Here is a 14995-nt window from a genome sequence, read left to right as displayed (position 1 = left end):
GTTAGTACGGAAAATTTAAGTTAACCAAAGGAGAAGCAATTTGGCATTTGAAATTATATTGATGATCATTATTGCTTATCTTTGTGGTTCGCTTTCCGGAGCAATCATTATTTGCCAGCTAATGAAATTACAAGACCCGGTACAACATGGCTCTCACAATCCCGGAGCCACAAATGTACTACGCATTAGCGGCAAATTACCTGCTTTACTGGTATTACTTTTCGATATGTTAAAAGGTGCAATACCGGTCTATATTGCTTATCGACTGGGTATTTCACCTTTCTTTTTAGGCATTATTGGCATATCAGCGTGCCTTGGTCACATCTTTCCCTGCTTTTTTCATTTTCGAGGCGGAAAAGGTGTCGCCACTGCATTAGGTATGATGATGCCAATCGGTCTAGACTTTACTGGCTGTTTTGTCCTAACTTGGTTAACCACGCTACTGCTTACCGGTTACTCTTCGGTGGCGGCTATTGTGGGTTTTTTATTAGCGCCATTTTATGTATGGCTATTTAAACCTGAGTTGACCTTGCCGGTAACCATGCTTTCGTGCCTTATCATTATTCGTCATAATAGTAATATTATGCGTCTATTTAAGGGGGAAGAGCCTAAGAGTTTTATACGAAAACGGCATAAATTATACTGAAACGTATGTATTTTCTGAAAGTTCTTGTCAAAAATTAATCGTAATTCGTTATAATAGTAATATTATGCGTTTATTTAAGGGGGGAAGAGCCTAAGAGTTTTATACGAAAGCGACATAAATTATACTGAAACGTATATATTTTCTGAAAGTTCTTGTCAAAAATTAATCGTATTGACTTAATCGTGTAATTCTTGTTTTATCGATTTTTGAAACAAGGTATTATAAATAACATAATCTTTAATATGTGGTAACAAAATTAATTCATGCAAATAAGCCCATTACTTGAAACTCTTATGGAAGCATTGCGATGTCTTCCCGGTGTTGGTCCCAAATCTGCACAACGTATGGCTTTTCACCTATTACAGCGCAATCGACAAGGTGGCATTAAGCTAGCTCATGTTTTACATGAAGCGATGATCAATATCGATCATTGCAAAGAGTGCCGAACCTTTACTGAACAAGAAATCTGCACTATCTGTGCCAATAGGCATCGTCAACAAAGTGGACAATTATGTGTTGTTGAAACACCCGCTGATATTGTTGCTATCGAACAAACCGGCCAGTATAGTGGTCGTTACTTTGTGTTGCTTGGACATTTGTCACCGCTTGACGGAATAGGGCCGAGTGATATTGGTCTGGATTTATTGAAATCAAGATTGGCAACCGAATCGATTAACGAAGTGATTTTAGCCACCAATCCAACCGTTGAGGGCGATGCAACCGCTAATTATATTGCTCAAATGTGTGCTGAGTTTGATGTTATCGCAACTCGCATAGCGCATGGTGTGCCTGTCGGTGGAGAGCTTGAAATGGTTGACGGCACAACATTGTCGCATTCATTTGTTGGGCGGCAAAAAATAGATTTTTAGAGATTTTAATGTTGGCAACGCTAAAAATTAAGTCTGTTAACTTTTATGTTGCTAGCAAAATTTATGAAAGTAAAAGGAAGAGGATTGGTATGAAATATAAAGCAGTTGCCTTTGATATGGATGGTACTTTACTTAATAGTAATCGTTTAATTTTGCCCGAAACCGTGAATATTCTTGAAAAGATCAGCGCCAAAGGCGTAAAAGTTATTTTGGTATCCGGTCGACATCATTCCGTAATTTACCCTTATTATTATCAACTTAAACTCTCAACTCCCGCTATTTGTTGTAACGGATCTTATTTATACGATTTTGAAAAACAACAAGCATTTGCCGCTAAACCGATGAGCAAACAGCAGGCCAAAACGCTATTAGACTTAGTTAATCAGTTTGGTATTCATACTTTAATTTATACTGATAAAATGATGACTTACGAAGTGTTAGACGACCATTTAGCCGGCTTTTTTAAATGGGTTGATTCACTACCGGAATTTTTACAACCCGAAATTAAAAAAGTGGATAGTTTTGAGAAAGTTATTGAGCAAGCCGGCGCGATCTATAAATTTGCTACCAGTAGCCATAACATTCCGGCTTTACAGCAATTTTCAGATGCAGTTGATGCGTTGGGTGAATTTTCATGTGAATGGTCTTGGTCGAATCGTGCTGATATCGCAATTAAAGGTAATACTAAAGGTAATGGTTTAACCCATTGGGCTGAACATGAAAACATTGACCTAAGTGAAATTGTTGCTTTTGGTGACAGTTATAATGATATTAGTATGTTAACCATTGCCGGTTTGGGTATTGCTATGGGCAATGCTGATGATGAGGTGAAAGCGAAAGCGAGTTATGCTATTGGTGATAATAATAGCACTAGCATTGCCACTGAACTTGAAAAACTTTTTTTATAATGGATTTAAAAAATAGCTGTGTTTGAAATCCTTTATCAAGATAATGAATTAATTGCGATAAACAAGCCATCTGGTTGGCTTGTTCATCGTAGCTGGTTAGATAAAAATGAAACTGTCGTTGTGATGCAAACACTGCGTGATCAGATCGGGCAGCATGTGTATCCGGTGCATCGACTCGATCGCCCAACATCTGGCGTATTATTGTTTGCGCTTTCAAGTGAAATTGCCCGTTTGATGTCACAGCAATTTACCACAAAACAGATTGAAAAAACTTATCATGCTATTGTTCGTGGCTATCTATTTGATGAAGCGATAATTGATTATCCGCTAATTGAACAACTTGATAAAATAGCTGACAAATTTGCCGATAAAAATAAACCAGCGCAAGAGGCAGTCACTTTTTATCGCGGTTTAAGTCATATCGAAGTGCCGATCAAAGTAGGCAAGCATGACACAGCCAGATATAGTTTGGTTGAATTAAAGCCTCAGACAGGACGCAAACATCAACTACGTAGGCATATGAAGCATATTTTTCATCCCATTTTAGGTGACAGCAAACATGGGGATCTTCATCAAAATCGTGCTTTTAGTCAGTATTTTGGTATTAAACGACTAATGTTACATGCCTCTACCTTAAATATTGTTCATCCAACCAGTTTGAAACCAATTAAAATTGAAGCAAAATTAGATCAGCATTGGCTAGAAATCTTATCTCATTTTCAGTCCAATGATTAGGGTTGCTATTTTCAATAATAGTTAACTCATTAAGCGTACATGACCGCCGTATGTAAAAATTTTGTTATTACCATTCACTGTTTCAATTCCAAGCTCTACATGCCCTAAATATAACTGCTTATGATAATTAAATGAATAACAAGGAAAAATATAAAGATAAAAATCAATGTTGCTTTGCAATTTAGCAATTGCATAGTATTATTTTTGTACCTTTCCTCGTTGCGGAGTTTTTTTGAGGAAAGTGTTTAAATAATGTATATATAAATTAATCGAAATGGAAATGAAAATGAAATTAATAATGAAATTTTGTAGTATTTTTCTAATTGCTGTTTTCCTCAGTGCTTGTTCATCAGACGACTCCCCTGAAAAAGTAGCCGAAACCTTCATGAAAGCTGGTTACAATAAAGATATCGATACAGTCATCGATCTTATGTATATTCCAAAAGAAGATGTTCCTGAAGGAATCGACATGAAGGCCATGCTTAAGTCTAAATTGGGTGCAGCACTCGAAGCCTCATTAGAATCAGCAGAACGCAATGGTGGGCTTGATAAAATTGAAACCGCGCCTATTCAATATACCAATGATGACAAAACTAAGGGCACCGTAGATGTTACCGTTGTTTTCAAAGATAAAACTAAGCTTAATAAAAAGTTAATATTAATCAAAGATAATGGCAAATGGTTTATCGAAATGAAATAATATTAGATTAATTAAATTTAATATTGAATTTATTAATGAGTAAAAGGGTAAATTATATTTACCCTCTTTTATGTAACATTTCACCTTTTGAAAATACTATTATGAGATCTTTTCGCTATTTTTTGATTATATGGCTACTGTTTGTCAATGTTTCGGCGGTCAATGCCCAAGAATCTAGAAATGACTCTATTTCTCAAATTAGCAGTACTTTAAAAATTGGGGATTGGATTTTTAGACAAGGGACAGCCATCGATAGTTTATTAGTTAAACAATTAGGTGGTGGTGATTTTTCACATATTGGCATGATAATATCAGTAGCGCCTGAAGTTAAAATTATCCATGCTACAACCGATGATTTTGAAAATCGGCCTAGCCAAGTGTTGATATCAACATTAGATGAATTTATATCGCCAGATCTCGCCCAAACCTATGCTATTGCAAGACCTATTTTTTTGACGGATGAACAAAAGCAACAAGTAGCTGATATATTACAGACAAAATTAGGTGAAAAATTTGTATTAGCATCCCGTGAAAAGCCTCATCTATATTGTACAACGTTGCTTTATGATGCCATTATTCAAGTCATGCCTGATTTTAATGTTGAGTGGCAACACTCTGATTTTGCGCTTTTTTATGGGAATTACCTTTATCCCAACGCATTTGCTAAATATAAAGATTTGATCTGGATCTATAAATATCCGAATTAGTAGAGGTATTAATAATCCTGATTCATCAAGGTAAATTTGATCATTATTTTTGTGATAAAGATTGGTTTTGGATTATCTGAACAAAATGAATTAACTTAGTCTTTACTAAGTGGTAATAAAATTCAATCATACTAATAAACCATTGCTTGAAACGCTTATAGAAGCATTGTGATCGACTCCTTGCATTGCTCTTAAACCTGCACAAGGTAGGGCATTTCACTTGGCACAGTGCAATCAATAAGGTAAAAAAAACAAAGTTGCTTTGCAATTTAGCGATTGCATAGTATTATTTTTATACCTTTCCTCATTTGACCTTTTGCGGTTGTTTTGAGGAATGTGTTTAAATAACGTTTATATAAATTAACTGGAAATGGAAATAAAAATGAAATTAATAATGAAATTTTGCAGTATCTTTCTACTTGCGTTTTTCCTCAATGCTTGTTCATCAGGCGATTCCCCTGAAAAAGTAGCCGAAACCTTCATAACAGCTGGTTACAATAAGGATGTCGATACGGTGGTTGATCTTATTTATCTTCCGAAAGAAGATGCACCTGAAGGAGTCGACGTGAAAGCTATGATTAAGAGTAAATTAGCAAAATCAATGGAAACTTCTTATGAAGAGACTCAAAGTCATGGTGGACTGGATAAAGTGGAATGTGCACCTATCCAATATACCAATGATGACAAAACTAAGGGCATCGTAGATATTACCGTTGTTTTCAAAGATAATACTAAGCTTGATCAAAAGCTAACGTTAATCAAAGATAATGGTAAATGGCTTATCTCAATGAAATAGTAGAGTCGATTGGTTAAGTTTAAAATTGATTCTATCAATGAGTAAAAGGGCAAATTATATTTGCCCTTTTTTATATGACATTTTACCTTTTAAACTGCCAGTATCAGCGCTTTTCACTGCCTATTATTATATGACTACTACTTATCACTGTTTTGGCGGTCAAGTCTCAGAATATCGAAATAACGCTATTTAGCAAATTAATAGTACTTTAAAAATCGAGGATTGGTTTTTTAGATAAAAAAAAGCAATCGCCAGTTTGAATGTTTTAAGACAGAATAAAAATCTAAATCAAATATAACGAAAATTTAAAGCGCAATATCATTGCGCTTTAATATAATGGTAGGTTAATCAGATTCTAAATAGATAGATTGCATTAATCGGAAATCTTCATCAGTAAATCCTAAAGCCTGTTTAATATAATTACTTGGTGTACCGGAAACTTCCTTCATGGTATTGAGGATTTCAACAACAAAACTTTCACGGGTATCGATTAAGCTGAGTAAATAGCCTAATACATCTTCGTTATCCGTAATCTTACGATAAGCGGCCATTTTGATTTTATTGCGCTCTAAGCGATTATCGTGAGTTAGCATGTAATCGGCAATAATATCTTTTTCAGATACACCGAGCATAATCATAATTAATAATACGCCATAACCCGTTCTGTCTTTTCCGCCTCGACAGTGTTGTAAACTCGGGCTATTGTTGGCATCTAATAAGACTTTAAGCATTTGTCGATAAGCATTTTTCGATTTTTCGCTTAAGACAAAATTACGATATTGCTCAAGCACTTGAATGCCATCACCATTAACTAACTCTTTCGGTATATCACGTAGCACACTTTCAATCAAAGCACGATCTTCATCACTAGGATCAGCGGCAAATTGTGCTGCTAACTCTGCGGTTTGGGCTGATGCATCTAAATGAAAAGTTTGCTTTTCGCCGACAAACGTATTGGGACTGGTTTTGATTTCATTAGTACTGCGGTAATCGATAATTGTTTTTATTCCTAACGCTTTGATATACTCTTGTGCATCCGGTTTTAAACCATACAGATGATTAGAACGATACAACTGTCCCCATTTGACCCGTTTACCTTCATGTCCCAGATAGCCGCCGAAATCACGAAAATTATTTAATCCAGTGATCGGTAAAGTACGTTCGGCAAATAAAAAATTGGGTTGTCCTTCAATCTCTAAAATAAGATAAATTCGTTGTTTACCATTTAAAGGATCATCAAAAATAAAAGGGCTTTGAATTTGCTTACCTATAAGTGTTTTGTCATTGGTATTGGCATTAGCATAGCTTGTCCAGTATAAGCTAGCTGCTTTGCCTTCAATGTTATCAAAAGTGACCTCTAATTGGCCGGCTTTATTACGCATTACTGAAGCTGTTTGAATTGTCGTTGTCATGTTTCATTCCTACTTTAAAATACCTAACATTGAAAAGATCACACCGATTACCATTACCGCCAGTATTAACGCAACGGTATATTTACCTTGAAACTTCTTAACCAAAAAGAATGTGCCTAGAGCAAAAATTAAGGTCAGAAAATTTGGCATGACTTTATCAAACATCTCTTGAACTTGAATCGATTGATCGCCAACATTTATCTGTAGCGGGGTGGCCACTTTTACCGTAGTGGCAATGAGTGATCCAAGTACCATTACCCCAACAACATTAGCCAGATTACTAATTCTTTGAATGATGTTGGAATTTTTTGACTGTTCAATCAGATCGACACCTTTGTTATAGCCATAATGAATAAAAAAGTATTTAGATAGCACATTAACCAGATTGTAGATCAAAAACATTAAAATCGGACCTATGATATTTCCTTGTAGCGCAAAGGCAGCGCCAATACTGCCGCAGATCGGCATCCAGGTAAATTTGAGCAAGCTATCGCCAAGTCCGGCAAATGGTCCCATTAATCCCGCTTTTACTGAGACTACGGCTTCTTTTTCAGCTTCGGTCGTTTTCTCTTCCATGGCGGCAGTGACGCCTAAAATCAGTGCACCTGCATTTACTTGCGTATTAAAAAATTCTAAATGGCGTTGCATGGCAGTAACACGGGTTTGCTTGTCTGCATCTTTATAAAGACGATCTAAGACAGGCGTCATACAATGCGCAAAGCCAATCATCTGCATTTTTTCATAGTTGTAAGAAAAAGACATAGTTTGTAAATTCCAAAAGATGCGATTAAGATCTTTTTTGGTGATTTTGTTTTGATTGGTCATAGATCATATTCCTCTTCGGTATTATTTGATTTTTGATTATTATCTGATTGTTCTTGATGATTTTTACTACCACTTGATGCCATGTCATAAAGCACGGCAAACGCCAAAGCGATAAAGGTAATTGGAATAATTGGCAGTTTTAGATAAGTGGTTAGCATAAAACCGAGCAGGAAGAAAAACCACATACGTCCTTTTAATAACATTAACAGTAAAATACAAATACCTACCGCAGGAATTAATTTCGAGGCTACCCCCATGCCATCAATGATGCTTTGTGGGATAGCATCAAGAATGGTTTTAACCAGATCGCTACCGAAATAGATAGCAATAAAACAAGGTACTGCTCGAATTAAAAACCAAAGAGGTGTTGAAAAGAAGTGAACTCGCGCTAATCCTTTATAGTCACCGTTTAAAATAGAGCGTTCAGCCCAAGGATTAAGAAAGCAAGCGAAAGAACGCCATATAATTAACAATTGTTGACATAATAAAGATACAGGAACACCAAGCGCAATACCGGTTGCAATGCCTCCACCGGTGGTGATACCGAGTGACACGCCAATGATCGCACCAGCAACAATATCGGGTGCTGAGTAGGCGCCTACGTTTCCGATACCCATCCACATCAATTCCAACGTTGCACTAATTGCCAAGCCTTGAACCATATCACCCATTATGATGCCTGCTATGGTACCGGTTAACAATGGCCTACGTAACATTTGTGGTCCGACGTCATCCATCGAACAGATTCCCGCCCAAATGGCGACAAGAATAGCCTGTGTTAACATAAGTTAACCTCCAAATTTTTAGATAAAACTTTAAATAATTAGATTAGTTAAGTAGGGTTTTCAGATCGACAACTGGATCTTTGGGTACCATCTGAACTTCAACTTCGACATTATTGGCTATAATATTTTTAAATGCTTGTTCTTCCTCAGCTGTCACCGATACCGCCCTTGATAATTGATGTCGACCATCTTGCATTCGCATCCCACCGACATTGAGCTTGTCAATTTTCAGACCACCTTCGATCAATTTGTTGACATCAATACTATTTGTAAAAAGTAACATCGTACGTTTTTTAATTTCGGTTTTTTTCAATATGTCGATAAATTGTGAAACGCCAAAGACCAATACTTTTAAATCTGGTGGGGCAGACATGGTAAGTACCGATTGCTGAACTTTATCAGCGGCAACTTTATCATTAATAATCAATACTTGTTCAATATCAAAATTTTTTACCCAAGTTGTGATAACTTGTCCATGAATCAAACGATCATCAATTCTTGCTACATTAATTGGCATGGTGTTCTCCTTACAAATCTATAGATGTTTCACGCTGAGAATCTAGTACTTGTCGTACGTCAATACAGCTTTGTGGAAAGACTTCTTCAATGGCTGATTTAACATCATTAAGCGTACCTTCTCGATTATTTAAAACTTCAAGCAAAACCGGAATATTAAAACCACAAAATAACAGGACATCATCATGATTTAACAACAGTTCGCCAGCCAAATTACACGGCGTTCCCCCTAAGATGTCGACCAAGATAATTACACCTTTACCGCTATTAAGCTGCTGATAACTGTCATGCATTTGTTGCCTTAAATTGTCAACATTACTATCGATCAAAACCGATATAACGTCGATATTTTGCTGTTCCCCCATTAGCATCTGCGCACATTCAAGCGCTCCTTGAGCAAATGGTCCATGGCTAGCTAAAATAATGGGAATTTGTGTTTGCATTTTTATTTCCTTTTTTTAACTACATTTGAAATCTTTGTAACAATATTACTTTAAATATAATTTTATTTAGTAATAAAATTACATCTAAGCAAAATATAAGTCATCTCTTTTTTTGAGATTTTTAGAAATTTGTGAAGTTGATCATGTTTATTGAAATTTTTTAATCGATTTTATCAGCGCTAAAAATTAGCTAATTTGATGAGCATGCAGGAGATGAGTTAATGTGATTTCTATAGCAAAGACAGAAGGGCACTTATCACGTTTAAATTTAGCGATGAGGATATTTACGCTCTTCACGATTTTGGGTTTGTAACAACAAGCGTTCATCATATTTTCGGATAAATAGATTGGTAACCAGCATATTGATGACTGAAAGTTGAGAAATTTTTGAACGAATCGGAATTAAACGGGAAGCATGTTCCGTTGATGTAGTATGTAAAATCACTTCCGCTAATAAAGAGACCTGACTTTGTCCCATTTTGGTAATTGCAATCGAAGGAACACTATTTTTTCTGGCCAATTTCAATAAATCGATACATTCCGGTGTTTCGCCCGAATGTGAAATAATGATAACCAGATCATTTTTGTCTAATGTATTCGCGATACTTTTTTGAATATGCGAATCGAAATGACAGCTAACATCTTTTTTAATTTTAATTAATTGATATTCCAGTTCTTTTCCAACCAATCCACTGCTACTGGTGCCATAAATAATAATCTTATTACTTTTAATAATAAGATCGATTGCTTTATTTAGCGATTCGATATTCACCATAGAGTAGGTTTCATCAATTGAGGATTTTTCCATAGCTTGTACTTTGCTATTAACGTCTTGTAAGGAGTCATTAAGATTGATGTCGTCTTGAAGTATTTCAGCATTGATTTTTCGAGGAATTGAAGAGATCAGATCAACTTTAAAATCACTAAATCCGTTATAACCCAATTTATTGCAAAGGCGTAGAATTGTTGTGGTGCTGACATGATTTAATTTGGCTAATGACTGTATGCTCATATTTTTAAGCGCTTGTGTATTCGCTTGAATATATTGAGCGACGGCAAGCTCTTTTTCTGAAAGATCTTTTTTCACCTCTCTAAGTTTTAAATCAATCATGGCTTACCTCAAATTTAAATATGGCTATGTGGAGTATACAAAATTAGCGAGTAAATTGTAAAAAATTATAAGATAAAAAAGTTGTCTATAATATCTAAATTTAAATTAAGTCCCTTTTGCTCAATATGGCAATGCTTAAAGTTAACAGTCGTGTTGGGGTAAAATAACACTTAAAACAATCAGGGCAAATTATTTATTTAGATGAATTTAAATGATATGCATGCCATGCGATGTGTGTTTTTATACTAAAACGTATATGAAATCTGAAATTTCTTGACAAAAAAGCCTAGATTGTAAAATTTATTGCGAAAAACGATGACTGCTGTAATTATAAGCTATTTAAACTTGACGTCTAAACAAGGCGATGCTAATATTTGCCACCTATTCAGATAGACCTTAACGGCGCGTTGGCAGAGTGGCCATGCTGCGGATTGCAAATCCGTCTACCTCGGTTCGACTCCGGGACGCGCCTCCATTAAAATATCAAATAAATCAATAAATTAAAAAAGTAACCGACCAGAAAATTAAAACACTTGGAAAATACTTAGAATATGAAGTTAGAAAAAATCTTCTTTTTGGGGTGAGTTTAGCGTCGGTGTAACTTCAACGATTTGTTTTCTCAAGTGCTCCCGTCCAACATCAGAAGTTAAAGATTGATGTCATCTATATTTCCAGTTCCCATTTTCTGTTTTTCCAATATTCTCTTTTACTTTTTCAATTACACCTCTAGCCATTTGGTCATATATGTATTTAATGGTCAATTTGCCGATAAATGAAGGTTTATTTTTAATATATTTAGGTATAAATGGTAAATCCCACAATCTAAAAATTTCTTTATAGAAATCATCCCTAAATGTCAGTTGCCATTTCAATATTTCTTCTGAGACATAAGCAGTTAGAATTTTTTGTAATTCAAATCTTTCTCTTTCATATTGATAGCCGGTAGCCTCGTCTATTAAGGCTACAATCCCAACTCTAGCAAAACCCCTAATCAATATTTCACATTGATCAGCAATGATTTTCTGTCTCGTGGATAAATTGATATTATTTCTAGCCTCGAGAAATGCCTCACAAATATCAGCGAGTATTGTTGCCTCATAACCATTAATTTTTTGATTCCCTTTATAACACTCAATTGGGTTGTAGTGGTCAAGGCTTTTGTCCTTATAAATAAAGGTTTCGAGCGTTTTTTGATTCAAATATCTGGCCAACCTTGTCCCTGATTTTGTTTCATGCTCTTCTTGCAACTTCAATGCATTTTGCATCGCGTTACCAGATAAAACCTAGTTCCATCCGTTAAAACATAACATGGTATTATTGTTTCACCCAAAACAATTTCACCTTCATGGATTATATTTCTTTTTTCCTTTAAACTATTCCTTCTGCTCTTTTTATTTAAAAAAACCGCCGAAGCGGTTGTTACGGATAATCTTTGCCGCCATTTGGTGGTTTACATCTCATTAATCTACCTAATGTCATTTTCCACCCTTTTAATACGCCATATTTTTCAATTGCTAATAAGGCATATTCTGAGCAAGACGGTTCGAATCTACATGCTGAGCGAATGCGATTGGGGGCTATCGCTCTATATAGATATATTAATTTAAAACTAAGCCACTTCACGTCTAAAGATAATCACATAATAAATAGAATATTCTTCTTTCTTTCCTAAAAGAGCAGCAAGACACCCTGGAGATGTTCTTACTCCAACGCTCTCAACGCTTACAAATTCCCAATTATCGTTGGCTTTGTTATTTATTATTTCACGCAAATAAGCTCCAGCTTCATTGCCTTTATCCTTTTTTCCTACATTAATATTTGGTGGGATTTGAACTGTTTCATAAATATAACTCACTGTTTTCTCCTTAAATTATTATTTAATATATATCTAATCATGATTATAGTTTTGTTAAACAAAAACAATCGAAGTGGTTAGCCGTGTTTTCTCAATAATATTGATTGACTTAGCATTACTTTACCATTTATATAAAGTTGGTCAATTCATCTTCGCTTATATCCCATTCTTTGTATTTTTTATTATTTGTAATCGTTTAACATACAAAATTTTACAAAATGTAAATACATATATTCCATCTTCGTTAAATTCTTTTTTTGGAACATCTATATAGATCGAGTCGCCACTTAAAACGTGCCTTGCATTGAATCGCCCGATATAATTATAACTTTTAAATTTTCAGTATTCACTCCATTAAATAGGTCTTTTGCTTGCTCTGAATCATATTCTATTAATTTAATCACTTCCTTTACATCCGAATTTAGGTAGGCCGCTCCTACGCTAGCTTTAATATCTAAACCCTCAATTTGAAAATTATTTTTATTGAGTTTGTTTTGCATATTATTTATGATGCTGAGCCATCAGCATTTATGATTAATTCACTGATTCCAACTGCATTAAGCATTGAGGCGATAATATCAGTGTCCAGCTTTCTTCCTCCGGATCCGGATAGCCAATGCGCAATACTTCCTTAAGATACACTCAATTTTTCGGCAAGGCTTTCTTGTGTTTCGCCAATATCTTGCATTCTTTTTTTAATTATATTTTTACAAGTATTCATAAGCTCCTCCAGCTTTAATTATTATGGAATGTATTAAATTAACAACCAACAAAATGTAATTATCACTGAAATAATAAATTACATAATGTAATACTTATGCTCATAACAATAATTAAGGTATCTGTTATGGACAAAACTTGAAATATTAAGATTAAACATATCTTATTCAAAAGATATTTATGAAGTTTTAATTTTATTTTATTTCGGTGAAAAACAAATTATCACAGACTATGTTGTAACTGATAGAAGCATGCGCAAGGAAATGGCGCGGTTTGCACAATGTGCTCACGGAGCGCCAATAAAAAGAGTATCAAGAGGGATTAGAGTTGATAATATTTATATTGTAAAACCTTTATCTCTAACAGCGATTGCAAAAAAGTTAGAAATAACTTGGGATTTTGCAAATCAGTGCATAAAAAGCGGTGAAGACTTTTTAAGAGGCTATTTTGCGTCACTAAAAATAAATTCTGGGACTGAGCTAGAAATAGTTAAAGATAGAATTATTTTATAGCGGAAAATGAGAAAATAATAGTTGACGCGGTCGCATTTACGACCTATGGTGTATACCTAGATTAGGACTGGTTCGAATCAATCTCTGGAAAGATGACTACATTAAACAAAATTATTTAGTCGAAGATTACAGAGGGATGGATGCCGATTCTCTAAGTAATGAAATGGAGAGAGTTTATGACTAATACCGAGTTAAAGGCGCTTCGGCGTCTTTTTTTCCTAGATGTATCAGAAGCAGCTCGATTTATTGGTGACTGCCATGTGCGAACTTGGCAAAGATGGGAGCAGGGAACAATAAAAATCCCGGAAGATGTAATTGAAATGATAAATCTTCTTAAAGAAGATCGTCAAGAGATATTGGCTATGATGCAAAACAAAGGAACATATGAAAGCGCAAAAAATAATAATTTACTCTATTCTCGATTAATTGAATCTGTTCAAGCTGAACTTTTAGCTAAAAACAGGAAACCTTTTGATAAAAATTAGGTTCTACCAAAAGAATACAATCAGTCAGGAGACGCCGTATTAAATATTAACACCTAAAATCCCCCACTTTTTGATAACAATAATAAAAAATTATCAAAAGAATAAAAAACACTTAATTTCTGCTGAATGAAGTGGTATAAAGTTTTCAGAATGGTATTTTAGTATGTGAAGCTCGCTAGCGCGGGCTTTACTTTTTTCTTTGCTTTAAATGGATTTATGAAAAAGTTTCTTGTTGCTCTGCTATTTATCCCTCTATTTTCTCACTCTGCGTAAAATGTCAATACAGCAAAAACAAAACTAATTCAGTTATATAAATCAAACCCAGAACAACCAACTTTTTTTGCGGCTGTGAGCTTTCATGGACAGGCAAGAAAGGTATCGTCGATTTCACTAAATGCGAATATGAGCCAAGGAAGAATTTCAATAGAGCATCTCGTATCGAGGGGAAGTACATAATACCGGCCGAAAATTCTGGTTGGCATCTACGATGCTGGCAAAACGACTGTAAAAAAGATGTGACCTTCAATGAAATGGAAGGCGACTTGCACAACTTACAACCGTCAATCGGTAAAGTGAATGGCGTCCGTTCTAATTTCAGATATTCACAGTTTACTAGTGAGTTCACGCAGTGCGGACAATGCAAAAGCGCCGTAGATTTTCAAACCCGAAAATTTCAGCCTCATGACGAAATTTGTGGTGTTATAGCTCGCACATATTTCTACATGTCAGATAAAATACAATATCAATTTCTTTGTTTCAGAACACAAACTGATGACCGCATGGAATAAAAAGTATCCGCCGAGTAATTGGGAATGTGAGCGCAACAAACTGATAGAAAAAATTCAGGATAATAATAAATTCGTTACTATGCAGTCTGAAAAATAGATTAAGCTAATTTAGTTTATTGCGCTTTGTTTACTAAAAGGTAAACAAATTGTTGTATTGATGCTTTAAGTTGAATATAATTTTG

Annotated in this window: 21 protein-coding genes and 1 tRNA gene; 12 read left to right on the top strand and 10 right to left on the bottom strand. The window is 35.0% G+C overall.

Annotation, left to right across the window (positions count from 1 at the left end; translation table 11 throughout):
• Window positions 1–40: 40 nt before the first annotated feature.
• From plsY to J3U42_RS07265, 7 genes are all read left to right on the top strand, one after another.
• Window positions 41–646 carry a glycerol-3-phosphate 1-O-acyltransferase PlsY gene (plsY, locus tag J3U42_RS07295; RefSeq protein WP_267336101.1) on the top strand — a complete coding sequence of 202 codons (606 nt, stop codon included), beginning with the start codon at window positions 41–43 and terminating at the stop codon, window positions 644–646.
• 263 nt (window positions 647–909) lie between these two features.
• Window positions 910–1515: a recombination mediator RecR gene (recR, locus tag J3U42_RS07290; RefSeq protein ID WP_255556099.1), complete on the top strand. Its 606-nt coding sequence runs from the start codon at window positions 910–912 to the stop codon at window positions 1513–1515.
• An 89-nt stretch (window positions 1516–1604) separates the two neighbouring features.
• On the top strand, window positions 1605–2423 hold the full coding sequence (locus J3U42_RS07285; protein ID WP_267329208.1) for a pyridoxal phosphatase: 819 nt from the start codon (window positions 1605–1607) through the stop codon (window positions 2421–2423).
• Window positions 2424–2441: 18 nt separating this feature from the next.
• Window positions 2442–3158 carry a tRNA pseudouridine(65) synthase TruC gene (gene truC, locus J3U42_RS07280; RefSeq protein ID WP_267336100.1) on the top strand — a complete coding sequence of 239 codons (717 nt, stop codon included), beginning with the start codon at window positions 2442–2444 and terminating at the stop codon, window positions 3156–3158.
• A gap of 298 nt (window positions 3159–3456) precedes the next feature.
• Window positions 3457–3858 (top strand): DUF4878 domain-containing protein, encoded by a 402-nt coding sequence (locus tag J3U42_RS07275; protein ID WP_267336099.1) that lies wholly within the window; start codon window positions 3457–3459, stop codon window positions 3856–3858.
• Between the two features lie 101 nt (window positions 3859–3959).
• The gene (locus J3U42_RS07270) at window positions 3960–4565 is read left to right on the top strand and encodes a hypothetical protein (protein WP_267336098.1); all 606 of its coding nucleotides are present in this window, start codon (window positions 3960–3962) and stop codon (window positions 4563–4565) included.
• Window positions 4566–4959: 394 nt separating this feature from the next.
• Window positions 4960–5361, top strand: a complete 402-nt coding sequence (locus J3U42_RS07265) for a DUF4878 domain-containing protein (RefSeq protein ID WP_267329204.1) — start codon at window positions 4960–4962, stop codon at window positions 5359–5361.
• 344 nt (window positions 5362–5705) lie between these two features.
• On the opposite strand, the gene J3U42_RS07260 is transcribed toward J3U42_RS07265, so the two are convergent.
• The 6 genes from J3U42_RS07260 to J3U42_RS07235 all read right to left on the bottom strand — a co-directional run bounded on the left by J3U42_RS07260 (window position 5706) and on the right by J3U42_RS07235 (window position 10453).
• Entirely contained in the window at window positions 5706–6773 is a 1068-nt protein-coding gene (locus J3U42_RS07260; protein WP_220217438.1) for a tyrosine-protein phosphatase, read from the bottom strand.
• A gap of 9 nt (window positions 6774–6782) precedes the next feature.
• On the bottom strand, window positions 6783–7598 hold the full coding sequence (locus J3U42_RS07255) for a PTS system mannose/fructose/sorbose family transporter subunit IID (protein ID WP_267329203.1): 816 nt from the start codon (window positions 7596–7598) through the stop codon (window positions 6783–6785).
• Window positions 7595–8383 carry a PTS mannose/fructose/sorbose/N-acetylgalactosamine transporter subunit IIC gene (locus J3U42_RS07250; protein WP_267336097.1) on the bottom strand — a complete coding sequence of 263 codons (789 nt, stop codon included), beginning with the start codon at window positions 8381–8383 and terminating at the stop codon, window positions 7595–7597. The genes J3U42_RS07255 and J3U42_RS07250 overlap by 4 nt, the downstream gene beginning before the upstream one ends.
• A 43-nt stretch (window positions 8384–8426) precedes the next feature.
• Window positions 8427–8900, bottom strand: coding sequence for a PTS system mannose/fructose/N-acetylgalactosamine-transporter subunit IIB (locus J3U42_RS07245; RefSeq protein ID WP_220217435.1), 474 nt, complete (start codon window positions 8898–8900; stop codon window positions 8427–8429).
• 10 nt (window positions 8901–8910) lie between these two features.
• A complete protein-coding gene (locus J3U42_RS07240; RefSeq protein WP_267336096.1) occupies window positions 8911–9342 on the bottom strand; it encodes a PTS sugar transporter subunit IIA in 432 nt (143 codons plus the stop codon).
• Window positions 9343–9610: 268 nt separating this feature from the next.
• Window positions 9611–10453 (bottom strand): MurR/RpiR family transcriptional regulator, encoded by an 843-nt coding sequence (locus J3U42_RS07235; RefSeq protein ID WP_220217433.1) that lies wholly within the window; start codon window positions 10451–10453, stop codon window positions 9611–9613.
• A gap of 401 nt (window positions 10454–10854) precedes the next feature.
• Between J3U42_RS07235 and J3U42_RS07230 the strand changes: the two genes are divergently transcribed.
• Window positions 10855–10928: transfer RNA gene (locus J3U42_RS07230), tRNA-Cys, on the top strand.
• Between the two features lie 184 nt (window positions 10929–11112).
• Here the strand turns inward: J3U42_RS07230 and J3U42_RS07225 are convergent.
• From J3U42_RS07225 to J3U42_RS07215, 4 genes are all read right to left on the bottom strand, one after another.
• Entirely contained in the window at window positions 11113–11718 is a 606-nt protein-coding gene (locus J3U42_RS07225) for a P63C domain-containing protein (RefSeq protein ID WP_267336095.1), read from the bottom strand.
• Window positions 11719–11872: 154 nt separating this feature from the next.
• Window positions 11873–12076, bottom strand: a complete 204-nt coding sequence (gene yidD / locus J3U42_RS12350; RefSeq protein ID WP_220217428.1) for a membrane protein insertion efficiency factor YidD — start codon at window positions 12074–12076, stop codon at window positions 11873–11875.
• Window positions 12063–12308 (bottom strand): DUF4177 domain-containing protein, encoded by a 246-nt coding sequence (locus J3U42_RS07220; RefSeq protein ID WP_220217427.1) that lies wholly within the window; start codon window positions 12306–12308, stop codon window positions 12063–12065. Before J3U42_RS07220 ends, yidD begins: the two co-directional genes overlap by 14 nt.
• 287 nt (window positions 12309–12595) lie before the next feature.
• On the bottom strand, window positions 12596–12808 hold the full coding sequence (locus J3U42_RS07215; RefSeq protein WP_267336094.1) for a hypothetical protein: 213 nt from the start codon (window positions 12806–12808) through the stop codon (window positions 12596–12598).
• A 471-nt stretch (window positions 12809–13279) separates the two neighbouring features.
• On the opposite strand from J3U42_RS07215, the gene J3U42_RS07210 reads away from it, so the two are divergent.
• The 4 genes from J3U42_RS07210 (at window position 13280) to J3U42_RS12420 (ending at window position 14910) form a co-directional block, all read left to right on the top strand.
• Window positions 13280–13540, top strand: coding sequence for a hypothetical protein (locus J3U42_RS07210; RefSeq protein WP_267336093.1), 261 nt, complete (start codon window positions 13280–13282; stop codon window positions 13538–13540).
• A 176-nt stretch (window positions 13541–13716) separates the two neighbouring features.
• Entirely contained in the window at window positions 13717–14025 is a 309-nt protein-coding gene (locus J3U42_RS07205; protein WP_267336092.1) for a DUF1870 family protein, read from the top strand.
• A 314-nt stretch (window positions 14026–14339) separates the two neighbouring features.
• Window positions 14340–14813, top strand: a complete 474-nt coding sequence (locus J3U42_RS12425) for an endonuclease (RefSeq protein ID WP_416380450.1) — start codon at window positions 14340–14342, stop codon at window positions 14811–14813.
• Window positions 14740–14910, top strand: a complete 171-nt coding sequence (locus J3U42_RS12420; protein WP_416380449.1) for an endonuclease — start codon at window positions 14740–14742, stop codon at window positions 14908–14910. The genes J3U42_RS12425 and J3U42_RS12420 overlap by 74 nt, the downstream gene beginning before the upstream one ends.
• Window positions 14911–14995 lie beyond the last annotated feature (85 nt).

It is taken from the genome of Gilliamella sp. B2923, from assembly GCF_026536565.1.
Lineage (GTDB): Bacteria > Pseudomonadota > Gammaproteobacteria > Enterobacterales > Orbaceae > Gilliamella.
This window is presented reverse-complemented; position numbering and strand designations above follow the sequence as displayed.

What these genes read in the sequence shown, in the direction of transcription:
- J3U42_RS07210 (WP_267336093.1), top strand. Translation starts at nt 13,280, where the DNA reads ATGCGCAAGGAAATGGCGCGGTTTGCACAATGTGCTCACGGAGCGCCA.
- J3U42_RS07240 (WP_267336096.1), bottom strand. Translation starts at nt 9,342, where the DNA reads ATGCAAACACAAATTCCCATTATTTTAGCTAGCCATGGACCATTTGCT.
- J3U42_RS07235 (WP_220217433.1), bottom strand. Translation starts at nt 10,453, where the DNA reads ATGATTGATTTAAAACTTAGAGAGGTGAAAAAAGATCTTTCAGAAAAA.
- J3U42_RS07225 (WP_267336095.1), bottom strand. Translation starts at nt 11,718, where the DNA reads ATGCAAAATGCATTGAAGTTGCAAGAAGAGCATGAAACAAAATCAGGG.
- J3U42_RS07250 (WP_267336097.1), bottom strand. Translation starts at nt 8,383, where the DNA reads ATGTTAACACAGGCTATTCTTGTCGCCATTTGGGCGGGAATCTGTTCG.
- J3U42_RS07215 (WP_267336094.1), bottom strand. Translation starts at nt 12,808, where the DNA reads ATGCAAAACAAACTCAATAAAAATAATTTTCAAATTGAGGGTTTAGAT.
- J3U42_RS07205 (WP_267336092.1), top strand. Translation starts at nt 13,717, where the DNA reads ATGACTAATACCGAGTTAAAGGCGCTTCGGCGTCTTTTTTTCCTAGAT.
- J3U42_RS07245 (WP_220217435.1), bottom strand. Translation starts at nt 8,900, where the DNA reads ATGCCAATTAATGTAGCAAGAATTGATGATCGTTTGATTCATGGACAA.
- J3U42_RS07265 (WP_267329204.1), top strand. Translation starts at nt 4,960, where the DNA reads ATGAAATTTTGCAGTATCTTTCTACTTGCGTTTTTCCTCAATGCTTGT.
- J3U42_RS07270 (WP_267336098.1), top strand. Translation starts at nt 3,960, where the DNA reads ATGAGATCTTTTCGCTATTTTTTGATTATATGGCTACTGTTTGTCAAT.
- recR (WP_255556099.1), top strand. Translation starts at nt 910, where the DNA reads ATGCAAATAAGCCCATTACTTGAAACTCTTATGGAAGCATTGCGATGT.
- J3U42_RS07275 (WP_267336099.1), top strand. Translation starts at nt 3,457, where the DNA reads ATGAAATTTTGTAGTATTTTTCTAATTGCTGTTTTCCTCAGTGCTTGT.
- J3U42_RS07285 (WP_267329208.1), top strand. Translation starts at nt 1,605, where the DNA reads ATGAAATATAAAGCAGTTGCCTTTGATATGGATGGTACTTTACTTAAT.
- J3U42_RS07260 (WP_220217438.1), bottom strand. Translation starts at nt 6,773, where the DNA reads ATGACAACGACAATTCAAACAGCTTCAGTAATGCGTAATAAAGCCGGC.
- J3U42_RS07255 (WP_267329203.1), bottom strand. Translation starts at nt 7,598, where the DNA reads ATGACCAATCAAAACAAAATCACCAAAAAAGATCTTAATCGCATCTTT.